The 14,137-nt window shown below is 70.7% G+C and carries 15 protein-coding genes and 1 riboswitch; of the genes, 5 read left to right on the forward strand and 10 right to left on the reverse strand.

The window, feature by feature from the left end:
- Positions 1-34 precede the first annotated feature (34 nt).
- The 6 genes from E1294_RS31865 to E1294_RS31890 are packed head-to-tail and all read right to left on the reverse strand — an operon-like array spanning position 35 to position 6,543.
- Positions 35-1,009, reverse strand: coding sequence for an ABC transporter ATP-binding protein (locus E1294_RS31865; protein ID WP_132514611.1), 975 nt, complete (start codon positions 1,007-1,009; stop codon positions 35-37).
- Positions 1,010-1,981 carry an ABC transporter ATP-binding protein gene (locus E1294_RS31870; RefSeq protein WP_132514613.1) on the reverse strand — a complete coding sequence of 324 codons (972 nt, stop codon included), beginning with the start codon at positions 1,979-1,981 and terminating at the stop codon, positions 1,010-1,012.
- A complete protein-coding gene (locus E1294_RS31875) occupies positions 1,978-3,225 on the reverse strand; it encodes a threonine synthase (protein ID WP_132514615.1) in 1,248 nt (415 codons plus the stop codon). Before E1294_RS31875 ends, E1294_RS31870 begins: the two co-directional genes overlap by 4 nt.
- Entirely contained in the window at positions 3,222-4,076 is an 855-nt protein-coding gene (locus tag E1294_RS31880) for an ABC transporter permease (RefSeq protein ID WP_132514617.1), read from the reverse strand. Before E1294_RS31880 ends, E1294_RS31875 begins: the two co-directional genes overlap by 4 nt.
- Positions 4,076-4,993 carry an ABC transporter permease gene (locus E1294_RS31885; protein WP_132514619.1) on the reverse strand — a complete coding sequence of 306 codons (918 nt, stop codon included), beginning with the start codon at positions 4,991-4,993 and terminating at the stop codon, positions 4,076-4,078. The genes E1294_RS31880 and E1294_RS31885 overlap by 1 nt, the downstream gene beginning before the upstream one ends.
- A complete protein-coding gene (locus tag E1294_RS31890) occupies positions 4,990-6,543 on the reverse strand; it encodes an ABC transporter substrate-binding protein (protein ID WP_132514621.1) in 1,554 nt (517 codons plus the stop codon). The genes E1294_RS31885 and E1294_RS31890 overlap by 4 nt, the downstream gene beginning before the upstream one ends.
- A gap of 115 nt (positions 6,544-6,658) precedes the next feature.
- On the opposite strand from E1294_RS31890, the gene E1294_RS31895 reads away from it, so the two are divergent.
- From E1294_RS31895 to E1294_RS58300, 5 genes are all read left to right on the forward strand, one after another.
- Positions 6,659-7,399 (forward strand): IclR family transcriptional regulator, encoded by a 741-nt coding sequence (locus E1294_RS31895; RefSeq protein ID WP_132514623.1) that lies wholly within the window; start codon positions 6,659-6,661, stop codon positions 7,397-7,399.
- Positions 7,396-8,421, forward strand: coding sequence for a serine hydrolase domain-containing protein (locus tag E1294_RS31900; RefSeq protein ID WP_132514625.1), 1,026 nt, complete (start codon positions 7,396-7,398; stop codon positions 8,419-8,421). The genes E1294_RS31895 and E1294_RS31900 overlap by 4 nt, the downstream gene beginning before the upstream one ends.
- Complete coding sequence (locus E1294_RS31905) at positions 8,418-9,629, forward strand: amidohydrolase family protein (RefSeq protein ID WP_132514627.1); 1,212 nt, start codon at positions 8,418-8,420, stop codon at positions 9,627-9,629. Before E1294_RS31900 ends, E1294_RS31905 begins: the two co-directional genes overlap by 4 nt.
- A 107-nt stretch (positions 9,630-9,736) precedes the next feature.
- Positions 9,737-10,129 (forward strand): hypothetical protein, encoded by a 393-nt coding sequence (locus E1294_RS31910; protein WP_132514629.1) that lies wholly within the window; start codon positions 9,737-9,739, stop codon positions 10,127-10,129.
- Positions 10,126-10,356 (forward strand): hypothetical protein, encoded by a 231-nt coding sequence (locus tag E1294_RS58300; protein WP_425465239.1) that lies wholly within the window; start codon positions 10,126-10,128, stop codon positions 10,354-10,356. The genes E1294_RS31910 and E1294_RS58300 overlap by 4 nt, the downstream gene beginning before the upstream one ends.
- Here the strand turns inward: E1294_RS58300 and glyA are convergent.
- From glyA to E1294_RS31930, 4 genes are all read right to left on the reverse strand, one after another.
- Positions 10,325-11,599: a serine hydroxymethyltransferase gene (gene glyA / locus E1294_RS31915; RefSeq protein ID WP_425465241.1), complete on the reverse strand. Its 1,275-nt coding sequence runs from the start codon at positions 11,597-11,599 to the stop codon at positions 10,325-10,327. The genes E1294_RS58300 and glyA overlap by 32 nt on opposite strands.
- 1 nt (position 11,600) lies before the next feature.
- A riboswitch (ZMP/ZTP riboswitch) is annotated at positions 11,601-11,683 on the reverse strand.
- 82 nt (positions 11,684-11,765) lie between these two features.
- The gene (locus E1294_RS31920; RefSeq protein ID WP_246083426.1) at positions 11,766-12,704 is read right to left on the reverse strand and encodes a YihY/virulence factor BrkB family protein; all 939 of its coding nucleotides are present in this window, start codon (positions 12,702-12,704) and stop codon (positions 11,766-11,768) included.
- A gap of 141 nt (positions 12,705-12,845) precedes the next feature.
- On the reverse strand, positions 12,846-13,220 hold the full coding sequence (locus tag E1294_RS31925; protein ID WP_132514633.1) for a YccF domain-containing protein: 375 nt from the start codon (positions 13,218-13,220) through the stop codon (positions 12,846-12,848).
- 55 nt (positions 13,221-13,275) lie between these two features.
- A complete protein-coding gene (locus tag E1294_RS31930; protein WP_165977581.1) occupies positions 13,276-14,088 on the reverse strand; it encodes a TIGR03084 family metal-binding protein in 813 nt (270 codons plus the stop codon).
- Positions 14,089-14,137: the final 49 nt, after the last annotated feature.

Genomic DNA, 14,137 nt, shown 5'->3' on the forward strand with positions numbered 1-14,137 from the left:
GCCGCACCCCGAGCCCGTGCGGCGGGGCGCCGCGTCACGTCAGAGCGGCCACGTCCGACACCGGGAACAGGCAGGCCGCGGTGTGACCGGGACTCTCCTGGGGCGCCAGCGGCGGACGGGTGGCCGAGCACTCCGCGCGGGCGGCCGGGCAGCGGGTGTGGAAACTGCACCCGGACGGCGGATCGGCGGGCGACGGAGGATCGCCCTTGAGCACGATACGCCGCCGCGTCCGCTCCACCTTCGGGTCGGCCACGGGCGCGGCCGACAGCAGGCTGTGCGTGTACGGGTGGCGCGGCGCCGTGAACAGCGTCTCCGTGCCGGCCAGCTCGACGATCCTGCCGAGGTTCATGACGGCGACGCGGGTGGCGATCTGCCGCATGATCGACAGGTCGTGGGAGACGAACAGGTACGTCAGCCCGCGCTCGGCCTGCAGCCGCTTCATCAGGTTGATGATCTGGGCCTGGATGGAGACGTCGAGCGCGCTGACCGGCTCGTCGCAGATGACCAGCTTCGGCTCCAGCGCCAGGGCGCGGGCGATGCCGATCCGCTGCCGCTGGCCGCCCGAGAACTCGTGCGGGAAACGTTCCTGGCTGCCCGCCTCCAGCCCGACGGCATCGAGCAGCTCGGCGACGCGCTCGCGGGCGGCGGCCGAGCGGCGGCGCACCCGGCCGTGGGTGACCAGCGGCTCGGCGACGATCTCGCCGACGCGCATGCGGGGGTTCAGGCTGGCGTACGGGTCCTGCAGCACGACCTGCATGTCCTCGCGCACCGCCAGCAGCTCCTTCTGGCGCAGGCCGAGGAGCTCCCTGCCGTCGAACCAGATCTCGCCGCCGCTGGCCTCGACCAGCCGCAGGATGAGCCGGGTGAGCGTGGTCTTGCCGCAGCCGGACTCTCCCACCAGGCCGAGCGTCTCGCCCGGGTGCACGTCGAAGGACACGTCGTCCACGGCGACCACCTTCGAGCTGAACTCCTTGCGCACGTCGCGCAGCGACAGCAGCGGCTCGGCCATCTACGGGCTCCCTTCGAGCAGGCAGGCGGCGCTGTGTCCCGGCGCGCGCTCCAGCAGCGGCGGCACCTGGGTGGCGCACTCGGGCACGGCCAGCGCGCAGCGGGGATGGAAGGCGCATCCGCCGGGCGGCGCGAACAGGTTGGGCGGGCTGCCGGGGATCGGGTCGAGCGGCGCGCCGCCCGGCACGTCCGAGCGGGGCATGGACCGCAGCAGCGCCTTCGTGTACGGCATGCGCGGCCCGTCGAAGACGTCGTCCACGGCGGCCAGCTCGACCGGGCGGCCGCCGTACATGACCAGGACCTGGTCCGCGGAGCGGGCCACCACGCCGAGGTCGTGCGTGATGAGCACGATGGCCATGCCGAACCGTTCCTGGAGCGCCGCGAGCAGCTCCATGATCTGGGCCTGGACCGTCACGTCGAGCGCGGTCGTCGGCTCGTCGGCGATGAGGATCTTGGGGCGGCAGGCGAGCGCGATCGCGATCATGACGCGCTGGCGCATGCCGCCGGAGAACTGGTGCGGGTACTCCCCCGCCCGCTGCTCGGGGTGAGGGATGCCGACCTCGCGCAGCGCCCCCACGGCCTGGGCCCGGGCCTCGGACCGGGACAGGCCCTGGTGCAGGCGGAGCGACTCGGCGATCTGCGCGCCCACGGTCTTGAGCGGGTTGAGGCTGGTCATGGGGTCCTGGAACACCATGGCGATCTCGTTGCCGCGGACCTTGCGCATCTCCCGCTCGGACAGCTTGAGCAGGTCACGGCCGCCCGCGAGGATCTCGCCGCCGGTGTAGTGGCAGGGAGGCGTGGGGTGCAGGCGCAGGATCGACAGGGCGGTCGCGGTCTTGCCGCTGCCGGACTCGCCGACGACGGCCAGGGTCTGTCCGGCCTCGACCGACAGCGACACCCCGTTGACGGGTTTGACCGTGCCCGCGTCGAGACGGAACTCCACGTGCAGGTCGTTGATCTCCAGCAGGCTCACTCGATGCCTCCCCTGAAGATCCGCAGCAGCTCGGCGGGGTCGGCCTCCACCGTTCCCTGGGGTGGGCGCACAGCCTGGGCGAGGGCGCTCGGCTGCTTGAGCGCGCCCCCGGTGACCACGCTGACCACGGTGTCACTCTCCGACACCCAGCCCTGGGCGCGGGCGCGCAGCAGCGCGGCGGTGGAGGCCGCGGCGGACGGCTCGGCCGAGATCCCCTCCTCGCCGAGCAGCCGCATCGCCTCGAACAGGTCGTTGTCGTCGACGGCGACGACCCGGCCGCCGGAGTCGTAGACGGCGCGCAGCACCCGCGAGCCGCCCTGGATGGGGGCGTCGCCGGCGATGCTCTGGGCGACGGTCTTGTTCGCGTCGCCGTGGCGGCCGGCGACCGTCTTGCCCTCGGTGAAGGCGCGGACGAGCGGCGCGGAGGCGGCCGGCTGCACGCCCACCATCTTCGGCAGCCGGTCGATGAGCCCGAGCCGCTTCAGCTCGCGAAAACCCTTCCAGGCGCCGTAGAGCCCGCCACCGGTGCCGACCGGGTGCACCATCACGTCGGGCGCGCGCCAGCCGAGCGCCTCGCAGATCTCGTACGCGTACGTCTTCATGCCCTCGTGGCGCACCGGGTTGATGAAGTTGACGAAGCAGTAGAACCCGGCCTCCGACAGGGCGCTCACCCCGGCGAAGATCTCCAGGCTGGAGCGGTAGCGCAGGCGCAGCACGCGGGCCCCGCTGAGGCTGATGGCCGAGATCTTGGACTCGTTGGCGACGTCCTCGACCAGGACCGTGGCCTCGATCCCGGCCCTGGCCGCGTAGGCGGCGAACGAGGCGCCGGCGTTGCCCGAGCTGTAGGTGAACGCCTGCTTGACGCCCAGCGCCCTGGCGAAGCCGACGGCGACGGAGAAACCCCGGTCCTTGAAGCTGCCGGTGGGCATGAGCGTGTCGTTCTTGATCAGCAGGCCGGGCAGGCCGATGTGGCGGCCCAGCCGCCTCGTGCGCATCAGCGGGGTGTCGCCCTCGCCGAGGTGGAGGGGTTCGGCGTGCTCGGGCAGCGGGAGCAGATCCGACCAGCGCCACAACCCCAGGTGGCGGCGGCTCACCGCGTTGTCCAGGATGTCCTGCGGCTTGGCGGGGCCGAGGTCGTACTCGATCTCGAGCAGGCCGCCGCACGCCTCGCAGAGCAGGGCGGGGGTCTTCAGCGAAAAGGTGGCGTGGCAGTCGTCGCACCTGTAGTGCGTGGCGAGGTTCATCGGGTGTATGCCTTCGGGTCGGCGACATCGCGGAGGAGGTCGCCGGTGACGTTGATCGCGAGTGTTGTCATCATGATGGCAGCGCCGCTGAAGACCGCGATCCACCAGGCGCTGCGCAGATAGAGCTGGCCGTCGGCGAGCAGACTGCCCCACGTGGGCACGCTGGGCGGGACGCCGAGCCCCAGATAACTGAGCGACGCCTCCGCGACGATCATCGCCGCCACCTGGAGGGTGCCGATGGTGGCCAGAGGGGCGACGATGTTGGGGACGAGGTGGCGGGCCATGATCTGCGGCCCGGTGTCGCCGATGGCCCTGGCCGCGGTGACGAACTCGCGTTCACGCAGGGAGAGCACTTCGGCGCGGACCACACGGGCGTACGACACCCAGCCGGTCAGGCCGAGCACCAGGATCATGAAGAACAGGCTCGGGCCGAGCACCGCGATGATGGCCAGCGCCAGCAGGATCGACGGGAACGCGAGCTGCACGTCGGCCAAGCGCATGAACACCTGCTCCCGCCAGCCCCTGTAATAGCCGCTGATGACCCCGATCACGGCGCCGACCAGGCCGGACAGCACGGTGGCCGCCAGGCCGACGAGGAGCGAGACGCGGGTGCCGTACATGATGCGGCTCAGCACGTCGCGGCCCAGCTTGTCGGTGCCCAGCAGATAGCCGGGCTCGCTGCCGCTCATCCAGAACGGCGGGCGCAACTTCAGGTCGAGATTCTGCAGGTTCGGGTCGTGCGGGGAGATCAGCGGCGCGAACAGACCGACGAACACGACGAGGACGATGACGCCCACGGCGACCTTGGCGGCGTGGTTGCGGCGCAGCGCGCGCAGGACTGCGGTCGGCATCAGCTCAGCCTCACCCGGGGATCCAGCAGGGCGTACGACAGGTCCACGATCAGGTTCACGACGACGAACACGGCCGCCAGGAACAGCACCGTGGCCTGCATCAGCGGATAGTCGCGGTACGTGATCGCCTCCACGGTCAGCCGCCCGATGCCCGGCCAGGAGAACACCTGCTCGGTGAGGATCGCGCCGCCGAGCAGGCTGCCGACCTCCAGGCCGACGACGGTGACGACCGGCAGCGACGCGTTGCGCAGGCCGTGCGACGTGACGGCCCTGAACCCGGACAGGCCCTTGGCCCTGGCGGTGCGGATGTAGTCCTCGCCGAGCACGTCGATGAGCGAGGAACGCAGCAACCTGGCGATCATCGCGGCCGAGTACAGGCCGAGTGTGATCGCGGGCAGCACCAGGTGGGCGGGCGAGCCGGTGCCCGAGGCGGGCAGCCACTGGAGGTTGACCGCGAAGATGAGGATGAGCAGGATGCCCACCCAGAACGCGGGAGTGGACTGGCCGACCAGCACCGAGGCCATGACGGAGGTGTCGGTGGCGCTGCCCCTTCTGACGGCCGCGACGATCCCGGCCGGGATCGACACGACCAGGGTGAACGCCAGGGCGGCCACGGCCAGGTCGACCGTGAGCGGCAGCCGCTCCATGATGACCTCGAACGCGGGGCGGTGGAAGAACACCGACTGGCCGAAGTCGAGGCTGAGCAGGCCCGTCATGTAGGAGACGTACTGCTCGGGCAGCGGCCGGTCGAAGCCGAGGCCGGCCCGCAGCGTGGCCTCCTGCTCGGCGGTGGCCTCAGGGGGCAGCATCTGCTGCACGGGGTCGCCGGCCAGCCGGACGATGAAGAACGAGACGGTGGCCACGCAGAACAGCACGAGCAGGGTGTGGCCGATCCGCCGGACGACGAATCCGGTCATGAGGTCGCGAGCTTGGCGTTCGCCATCGCGAGGGTGCCGTTGGCGTTGCTCTCCCACTGCACCTTGTCGCTGACCGCGTACAGGATGCTCGCCTGATAGAGGTAGAGGAACGGCGACTCTTCGATCAGCATCTTCTGCAGCTCGGTGAACGCCTCCTGGCGCACCTCCGGGTCGACCGACTGCTCTTCCTTGTCGATGAGCGCGTCGGCCTCCGGGTTGTTCCAGCGGCTCTGGCGCCGGTCGTGCCGGACGAACGACTGCAGGTTGCTGGAGGCGTCCATGGTCCAGCCGGAGTTGCCGACGAAGTACATCGCGCCGAGCGCTTTGCGGTTGTCCGAAACCAGACGCCCCTTGAACGTGGCCGGGTCGAGCAGCGACACCTCGGCCCTGACACCGACCTTGGCCAGCTGCCCCGAGATGGCCTGGGCGATGTCCTTGTCGGCCGTGGAGGAGGAGAGCTTGAGCGCGAACCCGTCCGGGTGCCCGGCCGCGGCGAGCAGGCTCTTGGCCTTGGCCACGTCGTGCTGGTACGGCTGGATCGCGGGGTCGAAGCCGAACGCCTGCTTGGGGATGAGCGTCGGGGTACGTTCTGCGGCGCCGTTGAGCACCGACGTGATGAGGGTGTCCACGTCGAGCGCGTGGTTGAGCGCCTGGCGCACCCGCTTGTCCTTCAGCGGGCCCTCTTCGGTGTCGAGCGAGACGAAGAACGTGCGCACGCCCGGCCTGGTGACGACCTTGAAGCCGGTGGCGTCGCCGAGCTGCTGCGCGGCGTCGGGGGTCAGGCCGGTCACGATGTCCACCTCGCCCGACTGGAGCGCGGCCAGCGACGACGACGGGTCCGGCATGATCGTGAAGACGAGCTGCTCGACGGCGGGCTTGCCGTTCCAGTAGTCCGGGTTGGCCTTGAGCGTGATCCGGCTGTCGCGCTGCCACTGCTCGAACGTGAACGGGCCGGTGCCGATCGGGTGCTCGGCGAAGGCCTTCTCGCCCTTCTCCTTGATGTGCTTCGGCGGCACGATCACGCCGCCGAACAACGACAGCTTGGCCGGCAGGATCGGGTCCGGCTCCTTGGTGACCAGGTCGACCGTGTGCGTGTCGATCACCTTCGCGCCGGTGACCAGGCGCAGCTCGACGATGGGCGACTGGGTGTCCGGGTTGATCAGGCGCTCGATGCTGTACGCGACGGCGGCGGCGTCGCAGGGCTCGCCGTTGTGGAAGGTGACGTTCTTGCGCAGGTGGAAGCGCCAGGTCTTGTCGTCCTTGGACTCCCAGCGTTCGGCCAGGCCGCCGGAGAGCTTGTCGTCGGTGTCCCGGACGGTGAGCGTGTCGAAGACGTTGATCAGCACGTTCATGGAGGGCAGGTCGCCCTGCTTCTGCGGGTCGAGGGTGGTGGCGTCGGAGGCGAGCGAGACCCGCAGGGTGGTCCCGGCGCTTCCCTGTCCGCCGCCGGAGGGCTTCGTGCTGGCGCAGGCCCCGAGGGAAACCGTCGCCGCGGCCAGGCCGCCGATCTTGAACAGGTCCCGGCGGGCCAGCAACGCACGGTCGAACATAAGCCCCCGCCTCCCTTTCTTGCGTTTCACATGGTGAAATGGCGTATCACGTGGTTGAATATGACCCGTTTCGGTTATGTCCGTCAACCCTTTTGGGACAGTCACGATGAATTCGGTGGAGAAGACGCTCGTCGTCTTAGGGGCACTGGCCAGCCACGATCAACCTCGCCGCCTGGCGGACATCGCCCAGCGGACCGGCATCAACAAGACGACCGTGCACCGGATCCTGCAGATCTTCATCGCCCAGGGGTACGCCGTCTCGCACGGCGACGGCACGTACGCGTCGGGACCCGCCATCCTCGCGCTGGCCGGGGCGGCGCTCACCGACCGGGACATGACGACCCTCGTACGGCCGATCCTGGAGAACCTGCAGCGCAACACCTCGCACACCGTGCACTTCGCGATCCGCAGCGGCTCGTCGGCCGTCTACCTGGCCAAGGTCGAGTCGCAGCAGCCGTACCGGATGGCCTCGCGGGTCGGGACGCAGATCCCGCTGCACTGCACCGCGATCGGCAAGGCGATCCTCGCCCACCTGCCGGAGGAGGAGGTGCGCGCGGTGCTGGCGGCGACCGCGCCGCTGATCAGCAACACGCCCGCCACAATCACGGACCCCGGCCTTCTCATGGCCGAGCTGGAGGCGGTGCGGCAGCGCGGGTACGCGGTCGACGACGAGGAGAACGAGCCGAACGTGCGATGCGTCGGAGCGGTGGTGCACGACGCGGCGGGGACGGCGGTGGGCGCGGTCAGCGTAGCGGGGCTGACACTCAATCTTAACGAGAACGATGTGCCGCTGCTCGGCCCGCTGGTGGTGGCCGCCGCCGCCCGGGTCTCCGCGGCACTGGGGAGGAACGTATGACAGCCGGCCGTATTCTGGCCAGCGCCCGCGACAAGGGCGAGTTCTCGGGCGCGGCCTGGGCCTACGGCACGTCCGCGGGGCCGGTGGGGCGAGACACGCTCGGCACGCTGCGCTGGGACGGTGCCCCGGTGGGCGACGACACGCTGTGGGATCTCGCCTCGCTGACCAAGCCGATCGTCGGGCTCGCGGTGATGGCGCTGGTGGAGACGGGTGAGCTCACCCTGGACGACACCGTCGTGTCCCACCTGCCCGGCCCAGGATTCGGCTACGCCGGCACGGACAAGGCCGGCATCACCGTGTTCGAGCTGCTCACCCACACCTCACGCATCCCGGGGCAGCAGCCGCTCTACCGCCGCTGCCCCACCCGGGAGGACCTGCTCGACGCGCTCGTCCGCCTGCCGCTGCGCGAGCGGCCGGGCGTCGAGTACAGCTCCCAGGGTTTCATGATCCTCGGCCTGGTCGCGGAGAGCGCCGCCGGGGTCCCGCTCGACCAGCTCGTACGCGAGCGCGTCACCACTCCCCTGGGCATGGACGACACCCGCTTCCTGCTTCCCGAGCACGAGCGGGCCCGGGCGGCGGCCACCGAGGACTGCCCGTGGCGAGGCCGCGTCGTGCAGGGCACCGTGCACGACGAGAACGCCGAGGTGCTCGGAGGCGTCGCCGGCCACGCGGGCATGTTCGGCACCCTGGACGACCTGGCCAGGCTGGGCCAGGCGCTGTGCAGGGGCGGCGACGGCGTCATCGCGCCGCGCACGCTGGCCGTCATGACCGGCACCAGGACCGGCGCCCGGGCGCTGGCCTGGCAGGGCCACGAATCCCACCTGAGCAGCGGCGGCGACCTGCTCACCGCGTCGGCCTACGGGCACAACGGGTTCACGGGGACGAGCCTGTGGGTGGATCCTGAGCTGGACTTCTACGCCGTGCTGCTGACCAACCGCGTGCACCCGAGCCGGGCGTCGGACGGGATCGCCCGCATCCGCCGCACGTTCCACAACGCCGCCGTCACGAGGGCGCTGGCATGAGCGGCGACGTACGTCTTCCCGCCGCCCTCGACACGCCCCTGCGCGTGCTCGCGCCGCCGCCCTCCGCCTGCGGGACCGGCCGGCTGAGGCCGGTGGACGGGCGGGCCCGCCTGACGCCGGTGGACGGGCGGGCCCGCCTGACACGACCGGAGCGCGGCAACGAGGCGACCACACCGGCGGGCGCGGGCGGCGAGGCGACCGGCGAGGCGGCCACGCCTCCGAGCCCTGGTGGCGAGCTCTGCATCGGCCCCGGCTGGGTGGACCTGCACGCCCACGTCTACGACGCGATGACGCAGATCAGCGTGCCGCCCGACCGGGCCGGCCTGGACGCGGGCGTGCACGTGCTCGCCGACGCGGGCAGCGCGGGCCAGGCCACCATCGACGGTCTCGTCCGCTACGTCATCCCGGCGGCCAGGACACAGGTGCGCGCCTGGCTCAACATCGGCTCCCACGGCCTGGTCCACCTGCGCGAGACCGCCGACCCGGCGTTCATCGACGTGGACGCCACGCTCGCCGCCATCGACCGGCACCGCGACGTCGTGTGCGGGGTGAAGGTGCGCTCCAGCGGCGCGATCGTCGGCGCGATGGGCCTGCAGCCGCTCCAGCTCGGCCGCCTGGTGGCCAGGGAGGCGGGCCTGCCGCTGCTGGTGCACGTGGGTGAGGCCCCGCCGCTGACCGGCGACGTGCTCGACCTCCTGGACGCCGGGGACGTCGTCACCCACTGCTACCACGGCAAGACCGGCGCCCCGTGGCTCGCCGGCGGCGCGCCGGCCCCGGCCCTGGCCCGGGCCCTCGACCGCGGCGTGCTGATGGACGTGGGGCACGGCGCGGCCAGTTTCAGCTTCGGTGTGGCCGCCCGCGCGGTGGCGGCCGGCTTCCCGCCGCACACGATCAGCACGGACGTCCACGTACGCAACATCGCCGGCCCCGTGCATGACCTGGCCACCACGCTCACCAAGCTGCTGCACTGCGGCATGGGGCTGGAGCGGGCGATCGAGGCGGTCACGGCCACGCCACGCCGGATCCTGCGCATGGAGCAACCATGGCTCGGCGACGACGGCACGATCCGCCACGCCACGATCTTCCGCCTTGCCGGCGCCGCTCCCCCGGGCCGCGCCTACGTGGACGCGCGCGGCGACACCGCGCGCCCGGACCGCCACGTGATCCCGGTCGCCACCGTCAGGGAGGGTGTCCTGGCCGAGTTGTGACCACACCGCATGCGCACGCGACGGCCGGGACGGGACCGGTCCCGGTGGGGAGCTGAGACGGTGAGCGCGTCTCTGAAGTGCGCAGGAGGGGCTCGATGGATGCTCAGATGTCGGAACGTATGCCGACAAGCGTGGTGCTCGCCCTCGTGGGGGTCTGGTTCCAGGTCATCGCGGGCGTGTTCGGCGCCTTCGCGATGCTGTCGCTGCTCAGCGGCCGGCTCGACCACGGCCAGGACGTGCAGAACGCAGGCCTGGTGCGCGGCCTCATCGTTGTCTCCCTCGTCGTGACGGCCGTGCTCGCCGTCTCGGGGATCCTCGCGTCGAAGCGGTTTCGCTGGACCCGCATCGTCATCCTGGCCGCGGAGGCCGTGGCCGTGCTGGACTCCTTGATCGGGCTCGTCGACGGAGGCGGGATCCTCATGCTCGTCAAGCTCGTGCTCGCCCTCACGATCGGCGCGGTGCTGCTGACCGACAAGGGGCTCGACTGGTTCGACCGGTGAAGCGGCGCCCCCTGACCACGACCACGGTCAGGGGAGCGCCGTTACGGCGGCCCGCCGGGTCAGCGGGCGTCACCCTGGAGGACCTCGGCGGGGTGCGGCGGCCGGCGTGCCGCCGGCACCGCCGTAACGAGATCTTCGCCAACCGGGAACGGGCACGGGTGGCGCCCGCTCGGCTCGGCCGTGACGAACCGGTCTCTAGAGACCGGGCGCGGGGAACCGCGCGGTGAGCTCGCTCACCTCGTGGTGGACGCGCGTGATGACGTCGTCGGCGTCGCCCTTGGCGAGGGCGGTGACGACCTCGTCCATCCAGGCGCCGATCTGCCGCATCTCCGCCTCACCCATGCCCCGCGAGGTGACCGACGGCGTGCCGATGCGGATGCCCGACGGGTCGAACGGCTTGCGCGTGTCGAACGGCACCGTGTTGTAGTTGGTCTCCAGGCCCGCGCGGTCGAGCGCCTGCGCGGCCGGCTTGCCGCCGATGCCCTTGGGCGTGAGGTCGAGAAGGATCAGGTGGTTGTCGGTGCCACCGGAGACGAGGTCGAACCCGCGCGAGGCGAGCTCGTCGGCCAGGGCCTTGGCGTTGGCGACGATCTGGTGGGCGTAGTCGCGGAAGGCCGGCTGGGCGGCCTCGTGCAGCGCGACGGCGATGGCGGCCGTGGTGTGGTTGTGCGGGCCGCCCTGCAGGCCGGGGAAGACGGCCTTGTTGAGCGCCTTGGCGTGCTCTTCGGAGTCGGCCATGAGCATGGCGCCGCGCGGGCCGCGCAGCGTCTTGTGCGTGGTCGTGGAGATCACGTCGGCGTGGCCCGCCGGCGACGGGTGCGCGCCGCCCGCGACCAGGCCCGCGATGTGAGCGATGTCGGCGGCCAGCACGGCGCCGACCTCGCGGGCGATCGAGGCGAAGCCCTCGAAGTCGATGGTGCGCGGGATCGCGGTGCCGCCGCAGAAGATGAGCTTCGGGCGATGCTCCAGGGCGAGCTGCCGCACCTCGTCGAGGTCGATGCGGCCGGTGTCCTTGCGCACGCCGTAGCGGACCGGGGTGAACCACTTGCCGGTGGCCGAGACGGACCAGCCGTGGGTGAGGTGGCCGCCGAACGGCAGGCCCATGCCCATCACGGTGTCGCCGGGCTGCAGGAACGCCATGTAGACGGCGAGGTTGGCGGGCGAGCCGGAGTAGGGCTGGACGTTGGCGTGGCCGACGCCGAAGACCGCCTTGGCGCGCTCGATGGCGAGGGTCTCGATCTGGTCGATGACCTGCTGGCCCTCGTAGTAGCGCTTGCCTGCGTAGCCTTCGCTGTACTTGTTCGTCAGGACGGTGCCGGTGGCCTCCAGCACGGCCTTGGACACGTAGTTTTCGGACGCGATGAGCTTGACGGTGTCGGCCTGCCGCCGCTCCTCCGCCGTGATGAGCTCGGCGAGCTGCGGGTCGACGCTAGAGAGAGAACTCATGATTCTCCTGTCATCGTTGACAATCTGCGAAGACCCAGGCGCACGGCCTCCGCTCCTTTCGCTCCCCGGTGGTCGTTCCCACCCAATGCGCCAGTCGCGTCTCGTCCTAGACGATAGCGGATGCGGCAGGCTCTCACTTCTGCGTGATCTGCGCGTTCCTGAACCCGGTCCTGGGTGGCCGGACGGCGGATCACGCGTTGTTCGTACGGCCAATGCCCGGCCAGAGCCGGTCGACCTCGGCGTTCAGGATGGCGCCGATGAGCACGGCCAGCGCGGTGATGTACAACCACAGCAGCAGGGCGATGGGCGCGGCCAGGGAGCCGTAGACGGAGACGGGCGAGAACCACGCGGCCAGCACGGCCCTCAGCACCGCCGCGCAGACGATCCACAGGAACAACGCCAGGATCGCGCCAGGCAACTCGCGGTACCACTTCGTGCGCACCGGCACGCTCACGTGGTAGAGCACGGTCAGGAACAACACCGAGCCGACGATCACGACCGGCCAGTAGAGCACGTCGATGAGGATGCCGTATTCGCCGGGCAGCGTGTCTCTCAGCAGTGTGGGGCCGATGACCAGGATCGGCATGACGATGATGCCGATGACCAGGCCCACGATGTAGAGGCCGAACGACATCAGCCTGGTGCGGATGATGCCGCGCTCCTCACCCAGTCCGTAGGCGACGGAGATGAGGTCGACGTAGACGTAGAGGGCCCTGGAGCCGGACCACAAGGACAGCAGGAAACCCAGCGAGATGATCGACACCTTGCCGGCGTCGTCGCTCAGCACATCGGTGATGAGCGGGTTGACGACCTTGGTGACGGCGTCGTCGGTGAACAGCAGGCCGGCCTGTGCGATCACCCAGGTCTTGACCTGGGTGACCACTCCGGGCCCCAGCCAGGTGCCGAGCTTGCCGGTCACGCCGATCAGGCCCAGCACGAAAGGCGGCAGCGACAGCAGCGCGAAGAACGCCGCCTCACCCGCGAGCCCGGTCACCCGGTAGTTGACTCCGGCGTTGGTCGACGCCCGGACGATCGCCCACGACCTGGTGTCGAGCACCCAGCTCAGCCTGGCCCGGGCGTTGGAGGCGAGCCCCCTTTTCGGCCGGGAAGGCGCTTCGGTGGACGTCATGGCACCCAACGGTATTCGCAGTTACTCTTCGGCACAGCCTAGCCAATGGACGCTGCCCATCCGCCCGCCGCCCTACCAGAGTGCCTGGCCGAAACCGTGGTGGCGGTTGCCCCCATTAGACGCCGCGCACCCCGTCCGTGGCTAGTCGTTGTCGACGATGCGCGCGCCCAGCGGGAGGAGGGAGACGGGGATCATCTTGATGTTCGCCACGCCCATCGGGATGCCGATGATGGAGATGAACAGCGGGATCGAGGTGACGACGTGGCCGATGGCCAGCCAGATGCCGGCGACCACGCACCAGATGATGTTGCCGAGCAACGAGAACACGCCCGCGTCAGGGTCACGCACGACGGTCCTGCCGAACGGCCACAGCGCGTACGCGGCGATCCTGAACGAGGCGATGCCGAACGGGATCGTGATGATCAGGATGCAGCAGATGATCCCGGCCAGTGCGTAGCCCATGGCCAGCCAGATTCCGGCGAACACGAGCCAGATGACGTTCAAGAGTGTGCGCATGCTCACAGCATGTCACTGACCCTGCCCTTCGCGTCATCCGGAATCAACCCTGATATCACCCCGAGACGGGCGCGCGACCCCTTCCTGGAGGCCCCGCGAACGCCTGCGCGATCTCCATCCACTCCCTCGCCGGGCTCCCCGCCATCTCCAGCGCGGTGTCCGACAGGTGGATGCGCTGGGTGACGGCCAGGCAGAAGTCGAGCACCGGCCCGCGTACGACGCTCTCCGCGTCGCCTGGGCCGGCCGTCCACATGGCGCCGTCCGGCATGGTGAGCTCCGCGCGCACCGGCTCGGCGGGCGCGGGCAGGCCGCGTACGGCGAAGCTGTACGGCCTGGCCCTGAAGCCGATCGAGGCCACGTGCCGGAGCCGGGCCGTGGGCGGCCTGGTGACGCCGAGCGCGTCGGCGACGTCCTGGCCGTGGGCCCACGTCTCCATCAGCCGCGCGGTGACGAACGAGGCGCCCGACATGTCGGGCCCGTACCACGGCACCCGGTCGCGGGCGCCGAGCGTGGTGAACACCTCGATGCTGCGGGCCCGCGCCGTACGGAACCAGGCGAGCAGGTCGGCGGGCGTCCTCCCGCGCGCCTCCAGCACCAGAGCGTCGACCCAGCTGCCGGCCGGGCCACCGGCCGCCACATCTCCTGGGCCATCACCTCGGCCCGAACCCGCCAGCGCGGCGCGGTGGCCATCGGGGTCGGTGACCGCCCGGCCGGCCGCGTCGTCGAACCAGGCCAGATGGCTCACCTGGTCGCGGATCGCCCACCCTTCGGCGGGTGTGGGGCGTTCCCAGTCGTCGTCGCCCAGCGGCCGCAGCAACGCCTCGAAGGACGCGGTCTCGGCACGCAGATCGTCGAGCAACTCGGCCATGAGGTCCACGCGCGCCAGCCTAACCGGAACACCCTTCTGGGAGAATAAT

Origin of the sequence: Nonomuraea diastatica (assembly GCF_004349015.1) — a bacterium.
GTDB classification, from domain to species: Bacteria; Actinomycetota; Actinomycetes; order Streptosporangiales; family Streptosporangiaceae; genus Nonomuraea; species Nonomuraea diastatica.

Bases quoted from the DNA above. Each gene is read 5' to 3' on its own strand.
- E1294_RS31875 (WP_132514615.1), bottom strand. From the start codon at position 3,225: ATGAACCTCGCCACGCACTACAGGTGCGACGACTGCCACGCCACCTTT.
- E1294_RS31910 (WP_132514629.1), top strand. From the start codon at position 9,737: ATGTCGGAACGTATGCCGACAAGCGTGGTGCTCGCCCTCGTGGGGGTC.
- E1294_RS31900 (WP_132514625.1), top strand. From the start codon at position 7,396: ATGACAGCCGGCCGTATTCTGGCCAGCGCCCGCGACAAGGGCGAGTTC.
- E1294_RS31890 (WP_132514621.1), bottom strand. From the start codon at position 6,543: ATGTTCGACCGTGCGTTGCTGGCCCGCCGGGACCTGTTCAAGATCGGC.
- E1294_RS31930 (WP_165977581.1), bottom strand. From the start codon at position 14,088: ATGGCCGAGTTGCTCGACGATCTGCGTGCCGAGACCGCGTCCTTCGAG.
- E1294_RS31905 (WP_132514627.1), top strand. From the start codon at position 8,418: ATGAGCGGCGACGTACGTCTTCCCGCCGCCCTCGACACGCCCCTGCGC.
- E1294_RS31925 (WP_132514633.1), bottom strand. From the start codon at position 13,220: ATGCGCACACTCTTGAACGTCATCTGGCTCGTGTTCGCCGGAATCTGG.
- E1294_RS31865 (WP_132514611.1), bottom strand. From the start codon at position 1,009: ATGGCCGAGCCGCTGCTGTCGCTGCGCGACGTGCGCAAGGAGTTCAGC.
- E1294_RS31920 (WP_246083426.1), bottom strand. From the start codon at position 12,704: ATGACGTCCACCGAAGCGCCTTCCCGGCCGAAAAGGGGGCTCGCCTCC.
- E1294_RS31880 (WP_132514617.1), bottom strand. From the start codon at position 4,076: ATGCCGACCGCAGTCCTGCGCGCGCTGCGCCGCAACCACGCCGCCAAG.
- E1294_RS31885 (WP_132514619.1), bottom strand. From the start codon at position 4,993: ATGACCGGATTCGTCGTCCGGCGGATCGGCCACACCCTGCTCGTGCTG.